Below are 24,845 nucleotides of genomic sequence, written 5' to 3'. Positions count from 1 at the left end.
AAAATATTGTAAAAAAATATGGTTAGTAGGATTAAAAATGTTTTGCGCAAGGGAGTAAGGTTTTATGGAAAAGATAATAAATGTACTTATTTTTGTTTTTATTATATTAATCTTTATACTACTAAGTTTTTTTGAAAAGAAATTTAATTACAATACTAAAAAGAAAATAATATTATTTGGTATATTCCTTACTTCCATTATAGGCGCTTTCAGAGTTGTCGGATCTGATTTAGAAAATTACAGGTTAATTTTTGAGAATAGTCCAGTAATAACATCTTTCAATTTTTTTGAAAATATTTTTTATTATAATTATGAACCAATGTTCTTAATTTTAATTTCAATTATTAAACAATTTGGGTTAGGATTCAAAACATTTTTATTTATTTTCCTATTTATCCCTTTGTTTATACTTTACAAAATTATTGTGAATAAAGAAAAAGATTTACCACTAACCACTTTCGCTCTTTTCTTGTTTCTATATTTGTTCAGTTCCGATATAATTAGGCATTTTTTTTCTGCGATTATATACTTAAGTGCCCTCTATTCATTGTCCAAAAACAACAACGTGAAATTTTACTTTAAAAGTTTCATTTCAGTTACAATGCATTACTCAAACATTGTAATATTTTTTATTAGACCATTTATAAAAATGCGATGGACCGTATCTAAGTATATTCTGATTATCATAACATGTATAATAGTATCATTTATTACTAGGGATATTCTGTTTAACTACTTTGAAACAAAAACTTTTACTAATATTATTTTTAGAAAATTTCAAAATTACTTATTATATTATAATAATAGATATGAGTATCTGAGTTATTCTCATGTTATATTAAAATTCCTATTGCAATATTTAATAGTATTTCTATATTTCCTTATAATAATAATTACCTTTAAATACAGCGAAATTGTACAAGATAAATTTTATAAACTTCTTTTAAATTCACAAATTATCGGTAGTATTATACTATTAGTTACAATTATTTTTGATGCAAGTCAAATGGGACTAAGACTTAATTTTTTATTAAGTATTGGAAGTTTTTTGTTACTTAAAGAAATTTTATTTAAGTACTACAAGGGGAAAAAAATTATAATGTACTCTTGGCTATTAATATACTTAAGTTTTAATATCTTTATTAGAGCTTTATATAATATGGGTGTGTATAATCCTAATTATGGATATTACTTAGGCTTTTAATGTAAACCTTGTTATTACATTAAATATGAAATTGACTTTATAAAATACTAACTGGATTTTGCATATATGAGATTGTAATAAAAAGTATTAATACAGGAATTATAAAGAGAGATGATAATTTAAAATATGAAGTATTTACATGTTACCAATACGGATAAGTTTGTACTACCATATATAAAATTTATTAATAAACACTTTGATCAGAATTCACATAAATTTGCAGTTATTATTAACAATAGAGAAGAGAGCTTTAATCAAGAAGTCTCAAATATTGAATATTTTAAAAATAAAAATAAGCATTCAATAATTTCTTTGAGTAAATTATTTTATCAATACGATGGAGTTTATATACATGGGTTATTTAACTCGAGAGTTATTTTATTGTTATTCTTACAACCGTGGTTATTAAGAAAATGCTCATGGATAGTCTGGGGTGCAGATCTATACTCATATAGAGAACCTAAAAAGACTATAAAGAGTATATTGAAAGAAATAACAAGAAAAAAAGTAATTAAGAATTTCCGTCATGTTTGCACACTTGTTAAAAAAGATTATGAAATAGCAAAAGAAGTTTATAACGTGAGAGGCGAGTATCTACCAGCAATGTATCTTAGTCAGGACAGATACATTGCTATTTGTCGTCAGCTAGAAAATGCAACTAGGAGAAAAGACAATATTGTAAAAATATTAATAGGTAACTCAGCAACTAAGTCTAATCATCATATTGAGGTCCTAGAACTACTTAAGAGATTCTCTCACCAAAATATTGAAATATATTGTCCTTTATCATATGGTGATTCTTCATATGCAAACGAGGTAATAGAGTACGGTACCATAACATTTAAAGAAAAGTTTAAACCAATAATAGAATTTATGAATATGGATACCTATATAGAATTATTAGATTCAATGGATATTGGAATATTCAATAATGATAGACAGCAGGGGCTTGGAAATATTAACTCACTCTTACATCTAGGCAAAAAAGTTTACCTTCGTGAGGGAACAACAATGTGGAATGAAATACATGAAGAAAAAAAATTCGTAGTCTATCCTGTAGAAATGATAAAGAGTATAGAATTTGAGGAGTTAAATGAGTTTAGCAATGAAGACCGAATTAAAAATAAAATATTAATGGAGGAAAATTATAGCGAGAGATCTGCAGTTGATATTTGGAGGAGAATATTTAATGAAAAATAGAAATAATTCGGTAGGTATACTATGATAGAAAACAATCAGCTTAAAAAAGATACTACTAAAGGTATCTTTTGGACTTTTGTGGATTTTTTTTCATCTCAAGGAATTAAGTTTATCATACAGCTACTATTAACGCGAATTTTATTACCTGAGCACTTTGGCTTGATAGGAATGATATTAATAGTTGTAGCTATATCACAATCTATCGTTAATAGTGGAATGCAAAATGCTTTGATTCGGGAGCAAAATTCAACTCAGGTAGACTATTCTACGGTTTTCTATTTTAATCTATTTGTTTCTATTGTTATATATGGAGTTGTTTTTATTTTTGCGCCAATTATAAGTGCATTTTATGATGAACCAATTCTAAAAGAATTACTTAGAGTATTGGGGTTAATTATCATAATTAACGCATTTGGCATTGTTCAACGAACTATTTTGACAAAAAAAATTAACTTTAAAACGCAAACACTTATTAACATTATTTCAACTGTCTTTTCTGGAGTAACAGCTGTTATTTTGGCCTTAGTTGGCCTAGGCGTTTGGAGTTTAGTAGTTCAAAACGTAATGGGGCAACTTATTCAGACAATTCTTCTATCATTGCACAATAGATGGAAGCCCTCTTTTATCTTTAGCGTTTCATCATTTAAACGACTATTTGGTTTTGGCTGGAGATTACTTGTATCAGGCTTAATAGATACAACTTATAAAAATATATATAATATCATCATAGGAAGAACCTATTCAACTACAGTATTAGGGTATTATACACAAGCAACAATGTTAAGAGATATTGCGTCTAACTCTATTACATTAGCCGTACAGAAAGTTACCTATCCTGTATTAAGCAAGATTCAAGATAAAGAGAAACAATTGTTAAATGGATATAGAACTATAATTAAAAATTCCGTTTTTGTCACATTTCCATTAATGATTGGTCTTGCAGCAATAGCGAATAATTTAATTCCTTTCTTATTTGGTGAAAACTGGAAAGGAACAGTGCCATACTTTCAAATACTATGTTTGGCAGGCATGCTTTACCCATTACAGGCAATTAACCTAAATATTCTTCAAGTTAAAGGTCGATCAGACTTGTTTTTGCGGTTGGAAATCATTAAAAAAATAATTGGGGTTTGTTTAATCATATTTGTAGTCGTGCTTAAATTAGGAATGATATGGTTAGTCTGGACGTTAGTAATATCTTCAATAAGCAGCCTTTTTATTAATACTTATTTTTCGGGAAGGTTAATTAATTATCCAATTAAATCTCAATTTTTAGATATTATAAAAACATTTATATCTGCCGCAATAATGGGAATATTAGTCTTTTTTATTGGATTACGATTAAATTTTTTATTGGATATATATATATTGATTTTACAAATATTATTTGGGTGCGTAGTATTTATTGGCTTGTCAATTATTTTGAAATCTTATGAACTGTATAATTTTACAAAGTATATTAAGAATTTCGCAAAAAAATAGCTCGTTTTTTTAAACAGGAGGGGAAAAATTGGAAATAAAGAATTTCAATACACCAATATATAAACTAAATTATTCTATTAATAATAATAGATTATTTATTAAGCGTGATGACTTGTTACCTTTTTCCTTTGGTGGAAATAAGGTGAGAATTGCACAAAAGTACTTTGAAGATATGAATCGAAATAACTACGACTGTATAATAGCTTATGGTAATAGTAGGTCAAATCTATGCAGAGTTATTGCGAATATGAGTAAATCTAAAGGTATTCCGTGTTATGTAATATCTCCTGCAGATGATTCTGGAGAAAGACATGAAAGTAATAATAGTATTATTGTAGAAAAAATGGGTGCAAGAATAATCCCTTGTTTAAAGACTAATGTATCTCAAACTGTTACAGCGGTTATTGATGAGTGTAAAAAAGAAGGGTTAAATCCATATTATATATATGGTGATATCTTCGGAAAAGGTAATGAAAAAGTTGCTGTACAAGCCTACGCGGAAGTATTTTTTGAAGTAAAAAAACAAGAGCAAGAATTAGGCTTGGAATTTGATTATATCTTTCTTGCATGTGGTACTGGAACCACGCTAGCAGGATTAATTTGTGGTAGTTATAACTTTGGAAATGAATGTGAGATAATTGGTATTTCTATCGCTAGGGAAAGGCAACATTCCTATAAGGTGGTTGAAAATTATATCGAGAAATATTTTGGAGAAATCACAAGTGAATTAAGAGAAAAGGTAAAGATTGAAGATAATTGGAGATTAGATGGGTATGGCCATTATAATAATAAGATTCTTGAAATAATCAAAGAGATTTTAACTACTGATGGAATTCCAATGGATCCAACATACACTGGGAAGGCGTTTTGGGGAATGAATGAATTGTTGAAGAAGCATCAAATAATAGGTAAAAATATATTGTTCTTACATACAGGGGGTACTCCTTTGTTTTTTGATAATTTGAAAAAAATCTAGTGCAAATAAATGAGAGTGAGGATAGATATGGACACTAATATTTCAATAAGTATAATGGAGAAAACAGATGGTAATCTTACGAGAATAACAAAATTTCTACATGTTATAGGTGATGTATTTTATATTCCTTTACATACTACTGTGAGTATAGAAAGTTATGCAAAAAAAATACATTCAAATGGAGTTATTGTAATTGCTGAACATGAAGGCCAGATAATTGGAGCACTATTAGGATATGCCAATGATCAAATTAACAAGAATGCATATATAAGTGCTTTTGGAATCTTAAAAGATTATCGAAGTAAAGGTATCGGTAGTCAATTATTATCTACAATGAAGGAATTTTGTAGAAAGAATGGTATGCATAGAATATCTTTGTATACACATAAATCTAATAAATCAGCAATTAGGTTTTACCAAAGAAATTATTTTACAATTGAAGTAGAACCAAAAGATAGAGATAACGAGATATATTTGGTTTGTGACCTAAATATCAACATGGAAAAAGGTAGTGAAAAGTCTGAAAATGTATTAATAACAGCAATTGGATCTTTCTCAGCTGATATAGTAATAAAAACACTAAAGTCCTATGGTCATTATATAGTGGGATGTGACATTAATCCGAAAGAGTGGGTTGCAGAAGCATATGATGTTAATCAATTTTATCAAGCTCCATATGCAAGAAATAAAGAGGAGTATATTACATTCATTGAAAAAATATGTGACATGCATAAAATAAAATTTATTCTTCCCTTAACTGATCCTGAAGTTGATCTTCTTGCTACTGAAAAGAATAGACTTCAACAAAAAGGAATTAAAGTATGTATAGCAGATGAACAAACTATTAAGTTGTGTAGAGATAAGTACATGTTATCGCAATTTCTAATTAATCAAGAAATAAAAAATGTAATACCTACAAGCTTATTACAGGATACTGAAGAAACAACATTCCCGCTATTTATTAAGCCTAGATCCGGAAGAAGTAGTGAAGGTTGTCAACCAATTCTAGATCAAAAAGAGTATGGAAACATAAAAGAAGAACTTGAAGGAAGTAAGTATATTATTCAACCATTAATTGAGGGAAGAATCATAACGGTTGACGTAATTAGAGACCCTAAAACAGATAATGTCGTTTGTATCTCTAGGAGAGAATTGTTACGGAATAAATCAGGAGCAGGCACCACTATTGAAATCATAGACAATGAAGAACTAGAGCATTTATGTAGCTTAATTGCGAGAAAAGTAGGTATTATTGGGGCTGTAAATTTTGAATTTATTGAGACGAGTAAAGGTGAATACTATTTTCTTGAAATTAACCCCCGTTTTTCAGGAGGGGTGGAATTTAGCCACATAGCTGGTTATGATGTAGTAGGTAATCATTTGAATTGTTTTAGTAATAAAGTAATTTCCGAGAAAGGTACTATTAAAAAAGTAATTATAGCAAGGAAATATGAAGAATATGTAACACGAATAATAAAATAATTAGTTTAAACTAAAGGAGATATCAATCATGATAGTCCCGGTAACACGTACATCAATGCCAGATTTGGAGGAGTATATCGCTGAAATAAAAGACCTATGGGAAAGTCGATGGCTAACAAATATGGGGGTAAAACATGACAGATTAGAGGTGCAGTTGGCGGAATACTTAGATTCTTCTAACATTTCATTATTTACAAATGGCCACCTTGCATTAGAAACTGCGATTGCAGCGTTTAACTTATCAGGAGAGGTAATTACAACACCTTTCACTTTTGTATCAACTACACATGCTATTGTAAGAAATGGCCTTAAACCGGTATTTTGTGATATAAATGAGGAAAATTATACAATTAATATAGATAATTTAGAGAGCTTAATTACAGAACGAACATCAGCAATTATTCCAGTTCATGTATACGGGAATATATGTAATGTAGACGAAATAGAAAGAATTGCCAGTAAATATAACCTTAGAGTAATTTATGATGCAGCTCATGCTTTTGGAGTGAAAGTAAATGACAGAGGAATAGGAAGTTTCGGTGATGCATCAATGTTTAGTTTCCATGCAACTAAGGTTTTTAATACTATTGAGGGTGGTGCACTTACATTCAGTAATTCTGAATTAATAAGTAAACTAAATGCATTGAAAAATTTTGGTATTACTAGCCAAGAGACTGTTGACTTTATTGGTGGTAATTCTAAAATGAATGAATTTCAGGCTGCTATGGGACTTTGTAATCTTAGGTATATTGATGTTGAAATCATGAAGAGAAAAGCTATTGTAGAAAGATACGTAGAGAACCTTGCGGGTATTCCTGGTATTAAGTTAGTACAACCACAAATTGGAGTTAAAGGAAACTATTCATACTTTCCAGTTGTTTTTGATGGGTATAAACTAAAAAGAGATGAAGTTTTTGAATTACTAAAAGAAAATAATATTATTGCTCGTAAGTATTTTTACCCATTAACTAGTAGCTTTGAATGTTATAATGGGATGTTTAATACGGATGAAACACCAATTGCAAAATATATAGCTGATAGGATACTGACACTCCCACTTTATGCGGATTTAGAGTTTGAAAATGTTGACAGAATATGTAGGATTATTAAGGGATGAGGTGAGTAACGTGAAAGGTATTATTTTAGCTGGTGGATCTGGGACACGTCTTTACCCATTAACAAAAGCGATGTCTAAACAAATGTTACCAGTATATGACAAACCAATGATTTACTATCCATTATCTGTTTTAATGTTAGCAGGTATTAGGGAAATATTAATAATTTCTACACCAAGAGATGTAGATGGGTTTAAAGAATTATTAGGTGATGGTAAACAATTAGGGATGACATTTGAATATGCTGTGCAAGAAAATCCCAATGGACTAGCTGAGGCATTTATAATTGGAGAAGAGTTTATAGATAATTCTTCTGTAGCGCTTGTCTTAGGAGATAATATTTTTTATGGTTCTAATCTAAGTAATAGGTTAAAAAGAGCTTCTTCCTTAGCTAATGGCGGGGTAATTTTTGGTTGTTATGTAAAAGATCCAAGAGCATATGGAGTTGTAGAAGTTGACAATGATATGAATGCAATTTCTATTGAAGAAAAACCAGAAAATCCAAAATCATCTTATGCGGTGCCTGGATTGTATTTCTTTGATAATAAAGTTGTTGACATAGCAAAAAATGTAAAACCTTCTGACCGCGGAGAAGTTGAAATTACATCTGTTATTGAAGAATATCTTCAACGAGGCGAATTAAAGGTTGAAATAACAGGACGTGGGTTAGCTTGGCTAGATACTGGAACTCACGAATCATTACTGGAAGCATCCAATTTTGTTGAAGCTATACAAAAAAGACAAGGTTTATATGTTGCTTGTATAGAGGAAATTGCATTTAGAAGAGGATATATTAGCAGAGATCAACTATTAAATCTTGCCGAACCCTTAATGAAAACAGAATATGGAAAGTATTTAGTTGAAGTGGCTTTACAAACAAATGAAAGTGTATTAACTAAAGTATGATTTATTTTTTTAAATAGAAACGGGTGGAACAATGTTTAAGAAAAAAGTGTTAGTTACTGGTGGTGCAGGATTCATAGGTGGAAACTTTGTGCAATATATGGTTAACAAATATCCAGAATATGCTATTTATAATTTAGACCTCCTAACATATGCTGGTGATTTAACAAAACATCGTGAGATTGAATCAAAAGATAATTATTATTTTGTAAAAGCGGATATTGCTGATCATGAAAAGATTGATGCTCTTTTTGAAAAAGAAAAATTTGATTTTGTAGTCCATTTTGCAGCGGAAAGCCATGTTGATCGTTCAATCACAGATCCAGGTGTATTTGTTCGTACCAATGTATTAGGAACTCAGGTTTTATTAGATGCTGCAAAAAAAGTGGGTGTAACAAAATTTGTTCATGTATCAACAGATGAAGTGTATGGAGAACTTGATTTCGATCCAACAACATTTTTTACTGAAGAAACACCATTAGAACCAAATAGTCCCTATAGCGCTAGCAAGGCTTCTTCTGATTTACTTGTTCGTGCATATCATGAAACGTATGGTTTACCTGTCAATATTACACGTTGCTCTAATAACTATGGACCATACCATTTCCCTGAAAAGTTAATCCCATTAACTATATCCCGTGTTTTAAATGACCAAAAAGTTCCTGTATATGGTGATGGAAAGAACATTCGTGATTGGTTACATGTTCTTGATCATTGTACAGCAATTGATTTAGTAATGCATGAAGGCGTTAATGGTGAGGTTTATAATGTTGGGGGGCATAATGAAAGAACAAACTTAGAAGTTGTTAAAACTATTATTAGTACTCTAGGTAGATCTGAGGAATTAATAGAGTTTGTTACAGATCGTCTAGGTCATGATAAACGTTATGCAATTGATCCTACAAAATTAGAGCAATTAGGTTGGAAACCAACATATACATTTGAAACTGGAATTGCACAAACTATTCAATGGTATCTCGATAACAAAGAATGGTGGGAGCAAATTATAAGTGGAGAATATCAAAGTTATTTTGAAAAACAATATAACGTATAAATGTAGGGAGAGCGCATAATACAATGAAAATAACAATAGCAGGTACAGGCTATGTTGGATTATCTAATGCAATCCTACTGGCCCAACATAACGAAGTAATTGCACTTGATATAATTCAGGAAAAAGTAGATATGATTAACAATAAGCGATCTCCAATTATTGACAATGAGATTGAAGAATATTTAGCTACAAAAGATTTAAATCTTACTGCTACTACTGATAATTATAAAGCATATAAAGACGCAGATTATGTAATCATATCAACACCTACAAACTATGATCCAGAATTAAACTATTTTAATACCCGAACTGTAGAAGCAGTAATAGCAAATGTTTTATCAATTAATCCGGATGCAGTAATGGTTATAAAATCAACGGTTCCAGTAGGATACACTGAGAAAGTAAGAGAGAAATTTGAAACAGAAAACATTATCTTTTCACCAGAGTTTTTAAGAGAAGGTAAAGCACTTTATGATAACCTATATCCATCAAGAATTATTGTAGGTGAACAATCTGAGAGAGCTAGAGTATTTGCTGATTTATTAGCTCAAGGTGCATTGAAAGAAGATATTGATGTTTTATTTACTAATTCAACAGAAGCTGAAGCTATTAAGCTTTTTGCTAACACTTATCTAGCGATGAGAGTCGCATTTTTTAATGAGCTTGATTCATATGCAGAAGTAAGGGGATTAGACACTAAACAAATTATTGATGGTGTCGGACTTGATCCTAGAATCGGTACTCATTACAATAATCCATCCTTTGGCTATGGTGGCTACTGCTTACCTAAAGATACAAAACAGTTATTAGCTAACTATGCTGATGTTCCAAATAATATAATGACAGCAATTGTTGATGCAAATAGAACTAGAAAAGACCATATTGCTGAAATGATTATTAAAAGGAACCCTAAAGTTGTAGGTATTTATAGACTTACGATGAAAACAGACTCCGACAACTTTAGACAATCAGCAATTCAAGGTGTTATGAAGCGAATTAAGGCTAAAGGTATTGAAGTTGTAGTATATGAACCAGCACTACAAGAGGAAACATTCTATAACTCTAGAATCATTAATGATTTTGAAGAGTTTAAGAAAGTATCAGATGTTATTGTTGCTAATAGATTATCTGAGGATTTACAAGAAGTAAGTGATAAAGTATATACTAGGGATTTGTTTAGTAGAGACTAACTCAAAACAAGACATCTAGCAGGGATATTACTGCTAGATGTCTTGTTTTTATCACAGTAAATGTAAGCGTTTTAATAACGTATTTATTATAGTATAATTAATAATAAAACTATAAAGAGAGGGATTTAAATGCTTTTTTACTCAGACAAACTTAATAAGAGTATTCTTGACCCAATTCATGGGTTAATCAGAATGACAGATGAGGAAATGAAAATAATTTCCCATAGGTTGTTTAATCGTCTTAGGAGAATAAGACAAAATACCTTTCTATACAATGTATTTCCTTCGGCAAATCATACACGATTTGAGCATTCCATAGGTGTAATGCATCTTGCAAGTGAAATGTTCCTAAATGCTTTTCATAATGCTAGCACCCATAAGAATAAACAAGCAAAGTATAAGATAAAAGGCAATGCAAATATTCTTAGTATAGAAATGGTACAAAACTTTGAAATGCTCTTTTTTGATTTAAGAATTGCAGCATTAATGCATGATATTGGTCACGGTCCTATGTCACATTTATTTGATAAATTTGCACCAGCGAATAAGGACTTTTTTGAAATGATTAGAAACAATGATGGGCTAACTATAGATAATCAAAACCTTGGGACGTATCTAGTAGATGCATTAGAGAGATTAGTTATAAAAAACAGTAATCTGGATCATCATGTAGAGCATGAATTTGTTTCATACTATTTTGCATTAATTGTATTAAAGGATTTGAACTTTAGTGCTAATAGAATAAAAAGAATCCTTTCAATTATGAATAGTGATTTAGAACTTTCTAGGATAGAAATTGAATCGGAAGGTAAAGTAATCGATATTTTACCATTTCTAAATCATATTGTAGCTGGTGCCCCATTAGATTGTGATCGAATGGATTATCTATTAAGGGATAGTTACTTCTCAGGAGTAAAATATGGGACGTATGATTTACATAGACTATTAAAGTCACTTTTGCCTTTTATAGATTTTAAAAATGGAATAGTAAGACTAGGAATTAAAAAAAGCGGCTTACCTGCTATTGAAAACTTTATACAGGCTCGATATGAATTGTTTAAACAAGTTTATTTCCATAAAACAAATCAAGCGTGTAACACAATGTTATCAGAAGCAACAGAGAAGCTAAGGGAAGAGAATTATAAATTCATTGAATGTGATTCTGCGGAAGGTTTTTTTAATAGGTACATAGAATTATCAGATGAGCAATTTTTAATAGATGTCAAAAATAATCTTCAAGGCGAGAATGAAAGGACAATAGACGATTTAATGAATAGAAGGTTATGGAAAAGAGTAATTGAAGTTCATCCAGAAAAGGGACGTGAAAGAAAGGAAGATATTCACGACATACTAAAAGATGCTAAGAATTTCGTTTTAGAGAAATATGATTACCCTAAGTATGTTATTGGAACGAACTTCCTATCAGATAACCCTTTAAAGGATTTAGAAAATGAAAAAGCAGTCTTACTAAGAAAGGATGAAAATGAAAATTATACAATTGCAGGTTATGAACATTGGGTTAGAGAATCGAAGATTTTTAAAGCTTTAGCTAGTAATTACCAAATTGGTAGAATTTACATGAGGGTCGATACAAATGATCAAAATGCTAAAGACCAGTTCAGGAAAATAAAAATAGATTTAGCAAAAATGTTACATGAGAAAAAACCTTGATAACAGAATTATTTTATAGAGAGGAAAGAACTCATGAAGGGATTCTTTAGTCGATGTTCATTTGAACGATATAAGGATAGTATACCTGACGTAGAAAACTCATTGGATTTCTTTCAGAGTTGGACTGCAGAGCTTATTTATGCGGAAATGTAAAATCGTAAAACTGATAAGATAAACTGATTAAATATCTGTCATTTATAGAAATGGATAAACTTAAGATATAACGCTGAATATTACATTTGATTCTTTTACAATACTTTATAATCATCTGTAATAACAGACATCAGTAAAAACAAGTAACTAGGCATTAAGTTTTTTAGAGGATTAGATCTAATCCCTTGAATATATGTAATATAGTAAACTTTAGATAAGTTTGTTGTGGGGTGCATCTCAATGGAAAACAATACTAGTATGAATAAAGTGAAAGATGGAATTTTAGAGGCTAGACAAATTACGCATAATAGGGGATTTGTAGCTAAAGAAATATTGTTGTTAGGAGTAATTAGTTTCATTACAATTTTAATTCTAAATTCAAAAGAAATAACAATGATAGACCCCACTTTAGTTATTCCTGTCACAATAATTCTAATGGTTTTAATGAGATATCAGAGTTTTTATAAAATGTATTCCATTATAATGAGCATCATCTGGGGACTTGTATGGTTAGTACTGGGTTTTATTCTAACATTGTCACTTCATTTTGTATTAAGCGTACTTTTTGCAATTTTCATGTTTATTTTAGGCTTTCGAATCTCTATGAAAAAACATATGCATATCAACTAAATTAGTTATTTCAAAAATCACATTTATTATTGCAGGTGAATAGAGTCACTTATACATAGTTTTATTGCGAATAAAACAGGACTATAATTATGTGAATATTAGAATAATGGATTAAATTAGAACGCAAAACACAGCCGATGAGAGAAAGTCCTTTCTAATGGCTGTGTTTTATATTTTTTTTACTGCTAACAAGATTTCTTTGATTATCCCATATTTATTCATTAATCCCCCACCTGCGAAGGATCTTCCTTTTCATCTTCATCTTTACCATCTTGCTCTGGAAGGAACATAGCAAATTGAACTAGAGCGTTTGTTTTCGGATTCTTCGAGTACCAAGTGACTAATCTTTCTTCCTCTATTTCTTTAAATAAGTGTTTGATAGCGCCCTTAACTGCTTCACGAATTGAGATGATGGGTCGTTTTTTTATAAGTGACACTTCGTGATATCCTACAATACTATCTTCATGCCAATAATAGTAATTTGCATGGGCAGATACGTATTTATTATATACCGCGACTTCGACTTCAATATCCATTCCATTTACATGTACCCAAAAATTCTTCCACTCATTATGCATTTCCATCATTTTACTCTACCTCTATTCTCTATATATTAAGCGAAACACTCTTCTAAGTAATAGGGCAAAGATGTATGTAGTGTTACTTTTTGCTTAGTGATATAAAAATTACCGAAAGTATCTATTAGGACACTAATCATCATGTCTATAATATCATAAAAAGCAGAAGGGGCAAGGGCGGATCAACGATGAAATGCAGTTTAACAATTACACTTCTCTTATAAAATTCATAAACTTTAGTAAATTATACATAGGTGCTATATAATAGAATGATAGGAAAACTTCCTTAAATCTAGTTCTTTATATTTAGAAAGCTATTTTATTGGGGTGAATTATGATGAGAAATGTAAAAAACATAATTGTGATGATTCTTCTAATTGGATTATCTATATTTATGTTTATTCAAAACAACACACTTAATGAGCTAGAAAGCGAGATTTCAAAGAAGCAGTCATTAATAGATGAAATCGAAATGAAACTAGAAGAAGCTGGAGAAACAGTGGATTCAGAACAGATTGTTCATGAAGTAAGAGAAAGTATAATATCTGCTAAAGAAATAGGTGCAGAAATGATTGAAGTGGATAATACACTAACCGAATTCTATCAGTCTTGGGATCCAGTTCCAGAGGATGATGGTTATCTTCGGAAACTAGAATCGGCTCAAAAGAAAAATACGGAATTAACAGGCGCTGGTGAACAAAATCATATTGCAACATGGCAATTAAACCCTGAATGGACACTAACATTAGAAACAGTAATTAATTATGGCGATGTGGAGCAAATCCCTGTGTTATTTAAAATGACAACAGCTGAAGGCGAACTTGCTGGTATTGTACGTGCTACATATATTGTAAGTGAACATAAGTTAACCGATATTAAAAAGCAATATACACCAGCAGGGGAAAGAGATCGTGTCGTATAAGGAGGTAGAACAAATGAAGGCATCAAATAAAAGAGCTAATTACATATTTATTGGTGGCATTGTTGTTCTAATCATACTTCTTGTCATGCTATGGTTACAACACAATGAGAAAAACGAGTTGAGTGACCAAAACTCTAAGCTCTCGGAACAAATTGTTGTGCTAGAAAAGAAAGCAAAAGAAAAAAACATAGATGTAGATATGGAAGATGCTGGGAGCTTAACGGAAGCGAAAGAGGAAGAAATACTAATCACTACGGAACAAATCGAACAAGATACGGAACTAGCAAAGGAGTTTTTCAGCCCTGCTTTCGATTGGGAAAGTGGAGAGCAGTATGATGACATGCGTGAGCGTTATATCAGTTTATTAGGTGAAGATAGTTCATTTGTAGAATCATATATTGTAGAAAATACGAAAATTGACACCAATGACGGAGAACTATCTTTTATCGATCACGAAAGCTTAAAAAGTAAGTTCCATACACTTACAGCCATTCCCCTTGAAATGGAAGGGAAAAATCGGATTCGTTATGTTGCTTTCATCGTCCATTATATGCATCAAAATAAAGAGGACCTAAACAATCTAGATGCACTAAATGCAAGTGAAGCAATCGTGGAATTTACGATTGTTGGTGATGGAACAAGTGATGAACGAGAGATTGTTGATGTGGAAGCGTGGAATTTATCTTAATTTCGTCTGCATTAGCTAGGTTCGAGTAGGGATGAGGCAGGTTTGTCGTTCGGAAATTGTGGATAAGCTTTAGGACGAGACCTGCCTCTTTTTCCATACGTCAGTCTAAACACTCCCCATATGTGGTTCGATTTACCTGTCATAATCTAACATTGAAAAATACAGATAAGTAGATTCCAGTTCTTTCTAGATGATAAAAAAGTTCATTATGCTTTTATTAGTCTAGTATTTCCCAACTATGTTATAGGAGCGATATAGAAGCCACCAGAATAGTCCATCTGTCTCCTTATAAAATAATGTGAAAACATGAACAAAGTAGTTGTGTTTTATGTAAAACTACGCTATATTAAAGATAACAACTATGTGAAATTATTCACAATTAATGGTTGTTCATTCATTACTTCAATTATTACAAGGAGGTCTTGTCATGAGCAGTGTATTTATTTTAGGTGGGACTGGATTTTTAGGTTATTATACAGTGAAAGAATTATTGAAGAGAGGGTATGAAGTTTCAACTGTAGCTTTACCTCCAATGCCAACAGCAGATTTACTACCTCCTGAGGTGGAGTGTCATTTAGGCAATATTCATGAGATGACAGATGAGCAAGTATTGGAAATGTTGCAAGGGAAAGATATGTTTGTCTATGCTGCAGGTGCAGATGAGCGGATTGTTCCGGAAATTCCGGCAGCGAAGTTTTTCTATGATGAGAATGTTCTTCCTACACAGCGCATGGCAAGATTGGCAAGAAAAGCAGGTGTGAAGAAATTCGTTGTATATGGTTCTTATTTCGCGCATTTTGCAGAAAAATGGGAAGATCTAGAGTTAAGAAAACAGGCGTATCCACGTACTAGATTGCTTCAAGAACAAGTTGCATTTCTAGAAGGAGAAGGAGAAATGGTCGTTACATCTCTCCGCTTACCATATATATTTGGTACGATGCCAGGACGCGATCCACTTTGGACGATGTTTCTCCCTCAAGTTAAAGGAAAAGAGTTTGTTCCAGTTCTCGGAGGAGGAACGGCAATGGTCACGGTGCAACAAGTAGCGGAAGCAACCATTGGAGCACTTGAATATGGAATACATGGGGAAGCATATGCTATTTCTGATACAAATATGAAGCACCAAGAATTTTTCCAAATCATTGCAGAAGTGTTGGGTCAAAAAGATACGGTAGTACAAGTGGTACCAAAGGAACAAGTAAAAGCAGCTTACGAGCAAGTTGATAAACAAGAGGCAGCAAATGGACGAGAACATGGCATTCACCTCGCTCTAAAGGCTGAAATGGATGACCGTGATGCCTATATCGATCCGGAAGAAACAATGAACATCTTAAAATATAATAAAGCAGATGTAAGAGCAGCAATATATGAAACAATTGAAAGATGCGTAAAAGTATATAATAACTAAAAAATAACCATGTGATGGATCCCTTAAACTGTAGAGCATACTAAGGGGAAAGAGATAATTGTTCCCTTAGTGATTAATAGATTTTAATTTCATAATAAAGATGGCCATTGGCGCGTAACCCTAAATCTGAGGGACGGTTTTCATTACTTTTCTAGGAAGAGATCATAGAACCGTCCCTGTGATTCACATCCTCTATCCTCCCAACTTCCTTCTCAAACGCTAGTTTAATCGTTCCAATTGGTCCATTTCGCTGTTTTGCCAGGATGACTTCCAGTATATTGTTTTCGGGAGTTTTCTTTTCATAATAATCGTCACGATAGAGAAAGGCGATTACATCTGCGTCTTGTTCAATTTGGCCGCTTTCTCTTAGGTCGGATAGAATTGGCCGTTTATTCTCACGGCTTTCGACACCTCGGCTGAGCTGCGAAAGTGTAATAACAACGACGTTTAGTTCACGGGCCATGATTTTGAGTAAGCGACTGATCTCGCTGATTTCTGCTTGGCGATTGGCACGGTGCTTTGGATCACCCATGATCAGTTGTAAGTAATCGACGATGACAAGAAGTTTCTGATCGGGACCATATTCTCTGCGTAACTTTTGCACCCGTGACCAAATATAGACCATGTCGATACCGCCTTTGTCGAATAGATGTAGGTTTGCTTTGGAGATAGATGCGATTGCTTTCGTGAACTTTGGCCAATCTTCGTCTGTAAAGTTACGCCGTGGGTTGCGCATTTTGATAGAGCTAATTCCCGCTGTTGCACTTATGGCTCTTTTCAATAGTTGCTTTTTTGACATTTCGAGGGAAAACATGATGGAGACGTGTTCTTTTGCTGCATGTAATGCGAGATTTAAGGCAAAGGCTGTTTTACCAACACTTGGTCTAGCTCCAATCACAATGAAGTCCGAATCTTGAAAGCCCCCTGTCAAAGCATCTAGTTGCTCCAACCCTGAGGATATCCCCGTTATCTCACCCAAGTCTGTTTCGCAATCATCATAAATTTCCGTGAGGCTAGGGGAAATGTCTCCTAGGTCTGTATCTTCTAAGTTGACTTCTAGCATCATTAATTGCTGTATGCCCTCTCTTAGTGAATCTGTTATTTCTCCTTCTACTACATCATCCTGAATTTTCCCAGCAACTTTTAATGCCTCACGTTTAGTGGCAAATTCCTTTACAACAGATTGATAGTAATGGAAGTCCTCTGAAGATTTGACACTAGCTACAACATCGTAAATATAGCTAATCCCACCAGCATCCTTGATGCTTTCATTTAATTCAATCGTAAGTGTAACGATGTCAATTGGGCTACCTTTTTCCGCCATGTTTAATAGTGTGGAAAATAAAAACTTAAGCCTATGCGTATAAAAATGTTCGGGACGTATTGTGCATTCTTGAATTAGTTCGGGTTCTAAAAATAGACATCCAATTAGCGCTTCCTCAGCAGCTTGATTGTAAAGTTGGGGTTCCATCTTATTATTCCCTCCTGATATCGAGGATACTTCGCATTTTTTCTAGTTCCATTTCAATGACGGAAGATTGTGCAGGTTTTGTTTCCATTTGAATCAGTTGACTTGTCTCTTCTAAACTAGGAATAGCCCTTGAATCTACTTGCTTCTTTTGAATCAGTTGGGCAACTTTTGGCGGGTAGGGAGATGCTGCGACATGAGCAAGTAAGTTCTCCTCAAGTTCTTCATATGAATATTGCTTTAATGCTTTATGCCATGTATCTATTTTTTCTTGGTTCACCTCAAATTGTTCGTAATAGACAGCTATTAAGGCAAGTAAAGTAAAGGTTTCACGCTTCGTCATCTAAATCAAAATCCTCCTCACGTAATTTGGATTCCTTTGGTTTTTGGTTTAAATAAGCTTCAAATTTTGTGCCAAACAGTGTTTCCGGTCGTAAGTATTTACTCCAGTAGGCATCCTGTAGCCACTCCGTAGCTTTTATATCGATTACTTGATAGAAATCAACTAAACGAAACCCTTCTTGCCAACGAGCTCGAATCAATTGTTGTGTTTTCTTCGTTGTTGCTTTGTATGTTGCATTTGTTTTTGCATTTAAATAATCGATGATCTCCGAAAAGGGAATATATACATCTTCTTTTGTAGTCTTTGTAGTAGTCTTTGGTATTGCTTTACTCAAATTGACCTCATGGGTAGGGCAGTCTGTGTTATCCAAGAGCTCAATTTGTTCCTCCATAGGTTCAAGTTGTGCTGCTTTTTCAAACTCACGAATTTTATCGTAATTGATCGTATACCATTTCGTTTGGTCCATTCTGTGCTTATTGAATGTAGCAGTAATTATAAAGCCTTGCTTTTCCAGTGATCTCATTGCCCGTTTAATTGTTCCTACTGAACAAAATTGAATCTGCTTTTGCCATTCCTCATATGTGTTATACACCCACTTACGACCGTTCTTTACCGTGGAATAGGTTTGCAACCAGTAATGAATTTGTTGTAGCAAGATTGCCTCGTTTAACCCTATTTCTGCAGCTAGCGAGGGTTGTACCATAAACGCATAATCATTCACCAATAACTTACTCATCTTCAATTCCTCCTGATTTTTTAAGTAAGAACTATGAGATGCACTGAGTTCATCGATGCGCTCAATGTTCTCACCTTTTATATAGAAGAAAGGTGCAAAAAAGGACACCTTGCTGGGAAAAGATTTTTAAGAAGATAGAAATGGGGCTGGTGCTGTTTTCCAATGAGACAAGGGAAATATCCATAATTCTTTGCAAAAAATAATAGGATTCTGCCAAAATCTCTTAGGAATTTTGACAGAATTCGTTATTTCTTAGGAAATATTTAAGGTTTTTCTAAGGGAATTTGTCAAAATCCTCATTCGCTCTACTCTATGAATCTCGATATCTTGAAAGTACCCGGGAATATAAGAGAGAGCGCGCTTTCCAGGAAGGGTTCGGAATGGAAAGTTTTGAGGAGCTTGTAGAGCAGTATAAGCCGATGATTTATAAAGTGATTCATACGTTGCATATATACAAGGATGAAGAGGAGTATTTTCAAACAGGAGTGATTGGACTGTGGGAAGCAAAGGAGCGGTATGATCCAGAGCGGGGAAATTTCAGTACTATTGCCTATACCTACATTCGAGGTCGAATTCTGGATGAGCTGAAAAGGAAAAATAGGATAGAAGAAAGAAGTGCATATCCAGATGAAGAATTCTGGCTAATGAAAATAGACGAAAATGCGGAGCATCCGTTTGAATTAGCAACATTATTATCTTATTGCAATGGCCTTACTCCAAAGCAGAAGCAATGGGTAATAGATACGTTTTATCTTGGATTGACACTGAAGGAAATTGCTAAGAAGGAAAATGTTTCTGAATCAGCTGTTAAAAAGTGGAGGAAGCAAGCGATGGAGAAAATAAAGGAGAATATTGAAAAGAGGGATGAGAGTATAGATTGAAAACGAAATTGCGAAAACTTTTGAGCTACTGTTGGCTGGGCATTTGTAATTGCACAACCATTTATCAACAAACTTGCAGCCACAGCGAAGCTGCTTGCCATTGACTGTAACGTCCGATTCTTTGCATTTGCTGGAAGGGGGCGGGGCCCCGCAGGCAAATGCTTAGAATCGGTTTGTCCGTGTTATCATAAATTGCAGGTGTGCCTTTAGGCATTATTTAGACAGACATGCATTGCTTCCAAAACACGGACAATAGTAAGTCAATGGTGGCGGTCCATATAATATGCACAATTTATAAAAATATTGGTTGATCGCCCAAACGTTAAATAGTAAGCAAAGGAATAAGTACTGAAATCAAGATGTATATGCGTCTCGATTATTCAATCGTTCTAATGAAAGATATTCGTTATGATTAGTTAAATTGTCATCTCCACTTTTGTATTTATTCATAATGAAATAGCTATATAGAATATTACTTAATTCTTTTATCAAACTAGCATTGATTTCCAGTTTATACTGAATTTTTCTTGATCTATGTTCCATTGTTCTCTGTAAGTGTTCAGCTTGATATATTTTTCTCTCTGTTGTTTTTTGACTGTATGGTAGCGAGATTTTATCATCATTATAGAAAAAAACATCTGTTTCTGTGGATGTCTTTGGGGAAGTATTAGATATATGGTGAGCCGCTATCCATATACAAATATCCTCTTTGGAAGGTGATTGCGTAGGAAACCAATAAAGTCCATGTTGACGACTAATCATAATTGGTGGCATATCCACATTTTTATTTAGTGCGGATCTTGATACTTTCGTTGCAGCGTTCAGGTCACCTCTCCCATAATAGAGTAAACTGTCTTCAATAATCTCCTTTGGTTTTTGAGTAACAATAAAGGAATGTCTCCATTCTCTTACTTGTGTCCATAAAGAACCATACTTGTTGAACACAGGTTCTAGCAATACTGTTTCATACTTAATAAGATATTTCTTCTCTTTCTTCAACTTCATGCCTCTTCCCTTCTAAATTAATCATGTTGAATTAATCAATTTGAAAGTAATAAGCAATGATGTATGGATTAATTGCATACGCCAACTATTGTAATTCTCTAATTTGCAAAATTCACCACCTTTCATTTTTTATAATAAAAGCAGGCGTATAGGTATAGTTTCCTATATTTTGGTTGTTAGTTCAAGGTAAAAAGTAGCAGATATATAATTTGATAGGTAAAAAAATAAAACATCTCATCTTTGGAAATAGCCAATTAACCAACAACAAAAAACCACCCAATTAAAAATTAGAATGGCTTTTATTCTTTATTATGATTTCGTTCTATCATTGCCTCTAGAAAATTAGAAAGATGGTTTATCTCTTTTTCCGACAATTTTTGTGCGTTTTCTACTAACCGAATTACTTCTTTCGATAATGCTGGAACTTCCCCAAAAAATTCACTTAATGAAATTCCTAATGCTTCACATATACTTGATAACTTATCAAGAGAAGGTGCTGTTCGCCCTTTTTCAATATCGCTTAAATATGATTGTGAAATATAGGCTTTCTTTGCCAATTCTGATACTTTCCAGTCCTTTGCAATTCTTAAATTTCGAATACGACTTCCAATATCCATTAACATCACCTTCCTCTATTATAGTATTTCTAAATACGTAAAAATTACAAAAAACAACAATAAATTACGTAAATAACGATAAAATATGTTGACAATTACTTTATTTACGATATTATGTATGTAAATGGAATATCATAATGAAACAACAAAGAACGACAATATTCCATTTACAGAAAGAACAACAGCGGAGCTACTACATAGATATTTTTTTGGGGGTGAATTGATTAGAATTTGAGATTAATAGACATGGACACACGCATTTCAAAGAAAAATTGGAAAGGAAGGAAAGATGTTGAAAGTTCTCAAAGCAAAGACGCTTATAGATGGGACAGGAAAACCCGCTAAAGAAAATGTAGTAATTGTGATAAAAGATAATATAATCGAAGCCATTGTTAGCCAAGAAGAATACGACGACCTTGAAAATAGTACTATATATGATTTAGGCGACAAAACGATTATGCCAGGATTAATCGATTCTCATATGCATTTCTTTGCAGTTCCAAGTCACCAATTACACAAGTTAATTAGTGATTCTGATGTTGACCGTGTACTCCGTGGAGCAGGAGAAGCTGCCAAAATGCTCCAAGCAGGAATTACATCCGCACGTTGTTTAGGATCCAATATCTCACCAGCGTTGCGAAGAGCAATCAATGCTGGCCACATACCTGGGCCCCGACTAGTTGTATCAGGTCAATTCATTGTGTCGTCTGGTGGTACTTGGTATGAAATTATGGAAGAAACAGATGTGGCAGATGGACCTGATGAAATTCGCAAATTAGTGCGTGAACGCATTAAGCAAGGAGCAAATGTAATTAAGGTAGGGTTATCTAAAGGCAAAATTGATGATTTAAATAGCTCGTGGGGAGATGATCCTTATCAAACTCTTCCTTCTTATACATTGGATGAAGTGAAGGCGCTAACAGATGAAGCTCACCTTCACGACATTAAAGTAAGTGCACATTGTATTGGGAACGCAGCTGTTAATCTAGCTTTAGATGGAAATGTTGATGTTATAGAACATGGATATGGGATTACGGAAGAAACAAGAAAAAGGCTAGCGGAAAAGCAAATTCCTGTTGTGACAACGATATCCCAATTATTTTTCCATGAGCAAGCAGCAAAGCCCTTTAACTATTCAGAGATGGAAAGTAGTATCTATTCTGCTCATGCGAAAGTGATGAAAGCAGATTTTCAAAAAAGTTTGAAAGCGGGCGTGAAATACGTTATTGGTACGGATTTAATCGGATATCCAACCCACCCCCAAGATCAGGCAGCGAAGGAATTTGAATTAGCAGTAGAGTGGGGAATGGAGCCATTACATGCAATAGTGGCAGGTACGAAGTTAGGAGCAGAAGTGCTCGGATTGGATAAAGAGATAGGCACGATTGAGGTTGGTAAAAAGGCGGATTTGATTGCATTTGATGGTAATCCTCTTGATGATATTACCGTTCTTCAGCAAGTGGATTTTGTTATGAAGGATGGACAACTAGTCAAATTTGACACAAAGAAAGGAAAAAAGGTGTATGGAAGCTAAAGTAAAGAGTTTAACAGAAGTAACCGAGCCTTTAATCGAAATAAATGATCTTTCTGTTGAATTTCAAACGAGTACAAATGATAAGGTTATTGCCTTAAATAAGGTAAATCTCACCGTGCATAAAAATGAGTTTATTTGTGTAATGGGCCCTTCAGGTTGTGGAAAGACAACATTACTAAATACAATTGCTGGGATGCAAAACATTACCTCTGGCTCAATTACCATTGGTGGTAAAAATATTGAAAAGCCGAGTCCAGAACGAGCGGTTGTTTTTCAAAATGATGCAGTATTTCCTTGGATGACAGTAGAAGAAAATATAGGTTTTAGTCTTAAAATGCAAAAGAAATCAAAGCAGGAAATTCAGCAGACAGTGAATCAATTTTTACATCTAGTGAAGTTGGAGGATTTCAGACATGCTTGGCCAAAGCAATTATCCGGGGGAATGAGAAAAAGGGTAGACATTGCTCGAGCCTACGCCGCTAATCCCAAGGTTTTGTTATTAGATGAACCATTCGGCCCGTTAGATATTATGACGAAGGAACATTTGCAGGAAGAACTAAGAAGACTATGGATGCAAGCACCTAGAACGGTTATTTTTATTACTCATGACTTGGAAGAGGCATTGTTTCTTGGTGATCGGATTGTTGTAATGACACCTAGACCAGGTAAAATTCATTCTGTTTATAAACCGAATTTCCCTAAGAATAGGGATATGTCGATTAAAACCTCTTCTGCTTTTGTTGATTTTAGAAAGCGGATTCACGCAATATTAAAACAAGAAGAAGCAGAGGGGAGTGAAACTAAATGAATGGTAATTCCTTAAAACAGGGAAAAGGTTGGTTTAAAGATTCATATTTAAGTATTTTCTCGATTATGGGTGTATTTGTTTTCTGGTTTTTAATTACACGAGATGGTTTAGGAATAGTAAAGCCAGTTATTTTCCCATCTCCTTTAATGGTTGTAGAAGCTGCTGTTTCCACAAGCTCACTTATTGGAACAGATGTATTTTTTACTATGTACCGTGTTGTTTGTGGATTAGTAACAGGTACAGTCTTAGGGGTAATAATTGGGATGCTCGTTTGTTTTAATAACAAACTATATTATTTACTAAACCCACTCATAGAAAGTTCTCGACCTGTACCGGTTATTGCCATGATTCCATTCTTCTTGATGTGGTTTGGAATTGGAGAGCTTGGAAAGTTTTTACTCGTAACACTAGGTGTGTTCGCCATAATCGTCATTAACACAATTGAAGCAATTAGAAATGTGCCGCCGATATATGTTAAGGCAGCACAAACATTGGGTGCAAATAAAGGAAATATTTATCGAAAAATTATATTACCAAGTATCATTCCAGCATTAATTGGACCAATCCGCGTGTGTGTAGCAATATCTTTTACGCTAGTAGTTGCTGCAGAATTCATGGGTGCTCAGGCTGGAATGGGCTATCGAATTTTACAGGCAAGAAAAATGTTTAATACAGATGTAATTTTCTTAGGAGTAGTCATGTTTGGTATCTTATCTGCGCTCGTTGATACAGCTGTTCGTAAAGTTTTGCAGCATGTGACGAGATGGACGGAAAGAGCGTAACACAAAGGGACTAAA

The 24,845-nt window shown here is 33.3% G+C and carries 24 protein-coding genes; 18 read left to right on the top strand and 6 right to left on the bottom strand.

Annotated features, from left to right (window positions below; all coding sequences use genetic code 11):
• Positions 1-64 precede the first annotated feature (64 nt).
• From ACFPM4_RS12635 to ACFPM4_RS12585, 11 genes are all read left to right on the top strand, one after another.
• On the top strand, positions 65-1,204 hold the full coding sequence (locus ACFPM4_RS12635) for an EpsG family protein (protein WP_382352218.1): 1,140 nt from the start codon (positions 65-67) through the stop codon (positions 1,202-1,204).
• Positions 1,205-1,330: 126 nt separating this feature from the next.
• The gene (locus ACFPM4_RS12630) at positions 1,331-2,404 is read left to right on the top strand and encodes a TDP-N-acetylfucosamine:lipid II N-acetylfucosaminyltransferase family protein (protein ID WP_382352215.1); all 1,074 of its coding nucleotides are present in this window, start codon (positions 1,331-1,333) and stop codon (positions 2,402-2,404) included.
• Positions 2,405-2,425: 21 nt separating this feature from the next.
• Entirely contained in the window at positions 2,426-3,886 is a 1,461-nt protein-coding gene (locus ACFPM4_RS12625; protein WP_382352211.1) for a lipopolysaccharide biosynthesis protein, read from the top strand.
• A 28-nt stretch (positions 3,887-3,914) separates the two neighbouring features.
• On the top strand, positions 3,915-4,862 hold the full coding sequence (locus ACFPM4_RS12620; protein WP_382352208.1) for a 1-aminocyclopropane-1-carboxylate deaminase/D-cysteine desulfhydrase: 948 nt from the start codon (positions 3,915-3,917) through the stop codon (positions 4,860-4,862).
• A 27-nt stretch (positions 4,863-4,889) separates the two neighbouring features.
• Positions 4,890-6,344, top strand: coding sequence for a GNAT family N-acetyltransferase (locus ACFPM4_RS12615; protein WP_382352205.1), 1,455 nt, complete (start codon positions 4,890-4,892; stop codon positions 6,342-6,344).
• Positions 6,345-6,372: 28 nt separating this feature from the next.
• Complete coding sequence (locus ACFPM4_RS12610) at positions 6,373-7,461, top strand: DegT/DnrJ/EryC1/StrS family aminotransferase (protein ID WP_382352202.1); 1,089 nt, start codon at positions 6,373-6,375, stop codon at positions 7,459-7,461.
• A gap of 10 nt (positions 7,462-7,471) precedes the next feature.
• On the top strand, positions 7,472-8,365 hold the full coding sequence (gene rfbA / locus ACFPM4_RS12605) for a glucose-1-phosphate thymidylyltransferase RfbA (protein WP_382352397.1): 894 nt from the start codon (positions 7,472-7,474) through the stop codon (positions 8,363-8,365).
• 31 nt (positions 8,366-8,396) lie between these two features.
• On the top strand, positions 8,397-9,416 hold the full coding sequence (gene rfbB, locus ACFPM4_RS12600; RefSeq protein WP_382352199.1) for a dTDP-glucose 4,6-dehydratase: 1,020 nt from the start codon (positions 8,397-8,399) through the stop codon (positions 9,414-9,416).
• A 23-nt stretch (positions 9,417-9,439) separates the two neighbouring features.
• Positions 9,440-10,606: a nucleotide sugar dehydrogenase gene (locus ACFPM4_RS12595; RefSeq protein ID WP_382352196.1), complete on the top strand. Its 1,167-nt coding sequence runs from the start codon at positions 9,440-9,442 to the stop codon at positions 10,604-10,606.
• A 129-nt stretch (positions 10,607-10,735) separates the two neighbouring features.
• Positions 10,736-12,277 (top strand): HD domain-containing protein, encoded by a 1,542-nt coding sequence (locus ACFPM4_RS12590; RefSeq protein ID WP_382352193.1) that lies wholly within the window; start codon positions 10,736-10,738, stop codon positions 12,275-12,277.
• A 393-nt stretch (positions 12,278-12,670) separates the two neighbouring features.
• Positions 12,671-13,060: a hypothetical protein gene (locus ACFPM4_RS12585; RefSeq protein WP_382352190.1), complete on the top strand. Its 390-nt coding sequence runs from the start codon at positions 12,671-12,673 to the stop codon at positions 13,058-13,060.
• A gap of 221 nt (positions 13,061-13,281) precedes the next feature.
• Here ACFPM4_RS12585 and ACFPM4_RS12580 read toward each other — a convergent pair whose 3' ends face one another.
• Entirely contained in the window at positions 13,282-13,647 is a 366-nt protein-coding gene (locus ACFPM4_RS12580; protein WP_382352187.1) for a hypothetical protein, read from the bottom strand.
• A 328-nt stretch (positions 13,648-13,975) separates the two neighbouring features.
• On the opposite strand from ACFPM4_RS12580, the gene ACFPM4_RS12575 reads away from it, so the two are divergent.
• The 3 genes from ACFPM4_RS12575 (at position 13,976) to ACFPM4_RS12565 (ending at position 16,656) form a co-directional block, all read left to right on the top strand.
• Positions 13,976-14,560 carry a hypothetical protein gene (locus ACFPM4_RS12575; RefSeq protein ID WP_382352184.1) on the top strand — a complete coding sequence of 195 codons (585 nt, stop codon included), beginning with the start codon at positions 13,976-13,978 and terminating at the stop codon, positions 14,558-14,560.
• Between the two features lie 13 nt (positions 14,561-14,573).
• Positions 14,574-15,248 (top strand): hypothetical protein, encoded by a 675-nt coding sequence (locus tag ACFPM4_RS12570; protein ID WP_382352181.1) that lies wholly within the window; start codon positions 14,574-14,576, stop codon positions 15,246-15,248.
• A gap of 427 nt (positions 15,249-15,675) precedes the next feature.
• The gene (locus ACFPM4_RS12565; RefSeq protein WP_382352178.1) at positions 15,676-16,656 is read left to right on the top strand and encodes an NAD-dependent epimerase/dehydratase family protein; all 981 of its coding nucleotides are present in this window, start codon (positions 15,676-15,678) and stop codon (positions 16,654-16,656) included.
• 151 nt (positions 16,657-16,807) lie between these two features.
• On the opposite strand, the gene dnaB is transcribed toward ACFPM4_RS12565, so the two are convergent.
• The 3 genes from dnaB to ACFPM4_RS12550 are packed head-to-tail and all read right to left on the bottom strand — an operon-like array spanning position 16,808 to position 19,203.
• On the bottom strand, positions 16,808-18,127 hold the full coding sequence (gene dnaB, locus ACFPM4_RS12560; protein WP_382352175.1) for a replicative DNA helicase: 1,320 nt from the start codon (positions 18,125-18,127) through the stop codon (positions 16,808-16,810).
• 4 nt (positions 18,128-18,131) lie between these two features.
• On the bottom strand, positions 18,132-18,467 hold the full coding sequence (locus ACFPM4_RS12555) for a replicative helicase loader/inhibitor (RefSeq protein WP_382352172.1): 336 nt from the start codon (positions 18,465-18,467) through the stop codon (positions 18,132-18,134).
• Positions 18,454-19,203 (bottom strand): conserved phage C-terminal domain-containing protein, encoded by a 750-nt coding sequence (locus ACFPM4_RS12550; RefSeq protein WP_382352169.1) that lies wholly within the window; start codon positions 19,201-19,203, stop codon positions 18,454-18,456. Before ACFPM4_RS12550 ends, ACFPM4_RS12555 begins: the two co-directional genes overlap by 14 nt.
• Positions 19,204-19,583: 380 nt before the next feature.
• Here ACFPM4_RS12550 and ACFPM4_RS12545 point away from each other — a divergent pair, with 380 nt between their 5' ends.
• The gene (locus ACFPM4_RS12545) at positions 19,584-20,084 is read left to right on the top strand and encodes a sigma-70 family RNA polymerase sigma factor (RefSeq protein ID WP_382352166.1); all 501 of its coding nucleotides are present in this window, start codon (positions 19,584-19,586) and stop codon (positions 20,082-20,084) included.
• Positions 20,085-20,438: 354 nt separating this feature from the next.
• Here the strand turns inward: ACFPM4_RS12545 and ACFPM4_RS12540 are convergent, their stop codons facing one another.
• Both ACFPM4_RS12540 and ACFPM4_RS12535 read right to left on the bottom strand, forming a co-directional pair.
• Positions 20,439-21,089, bottom strand: coding sequence for a competence protein ComK (locus tag ACFPM4_RS12540; protein WP_382352163.1), 651 nt, complete (start codon positions 21,087-21,089; stop codon positions 20,439-20,441).
• Positions 21,090-21,388: 299 nt separating this feature from the next.
• A complete protein-coding gene (locus ACFPM4_RS12535) occupies positions 21,389-21,706 on the bottom strand; it encodes a helix-turn-helix domain-containing protein (protein ID WP_186324781.1) in 318 nt (105 codons plus the stop codon).
• Between the two features lie 292 nt (positions 21,707-21,998).
• On the opposite strand from ACFPM4_RS12535, the gene ACFPM4_RS12530 reads away from it, so the two are divergent.
• From ACFPM4_RS12530 to ACFPM4_RS12520, 3 genes are read left to right on the top strand one after another with little or no spacing between them, the layout of a single operon-like run.
• Positions 21,999-23,240, top strand: a complete 1,242-nt coding sequence (locus ACFPM4_RS12530; protein ID WP_382352159.1) for an amidohydrolase family protein — start codon at positions 21,999-22,001, stop codon at positions 23,238-23,240.
• Positions 23,230-24,048, top strand: coding sequence for an ABC transporter ATP-binding protein (locus ACFPM4_RS12525; protein WP_382352156.1), 819 nt, complete (start codon positions 23,230-23,232; stop codon positions 24,046-24,048). Before ACFPM4_RS12530 ends, ACFPM4_RS12525 begins: the two co-directional genes overlap by 11 nt.
• Entirely contained in the window at positions 24,045-24,830 is a 786-nt protein-coding gene (locus tag ACFPM4_RS12520) for an ABC transporter permease (RefSeq protein ID WP_382352153.1), read from the top strand. Before ACFPM4_RS12525 ends, ACFPM4_RS12520 begins: the two co-directional genes overlap by 4 nt.
• Positions 24,831-24,845: the final 15 nt, after the last annotated feature.

The organism is Lederbergia graminis, assembly GCF_042655485.1.
GTDB lineage: Bacteria > Bacillota > Bacilli > Bacillales > Bacillaceae_C > Lederbergia > Lederbergia graminis.
This window is presented reverse-complemented; position numbering and strand designations above follow the sequence as displayed.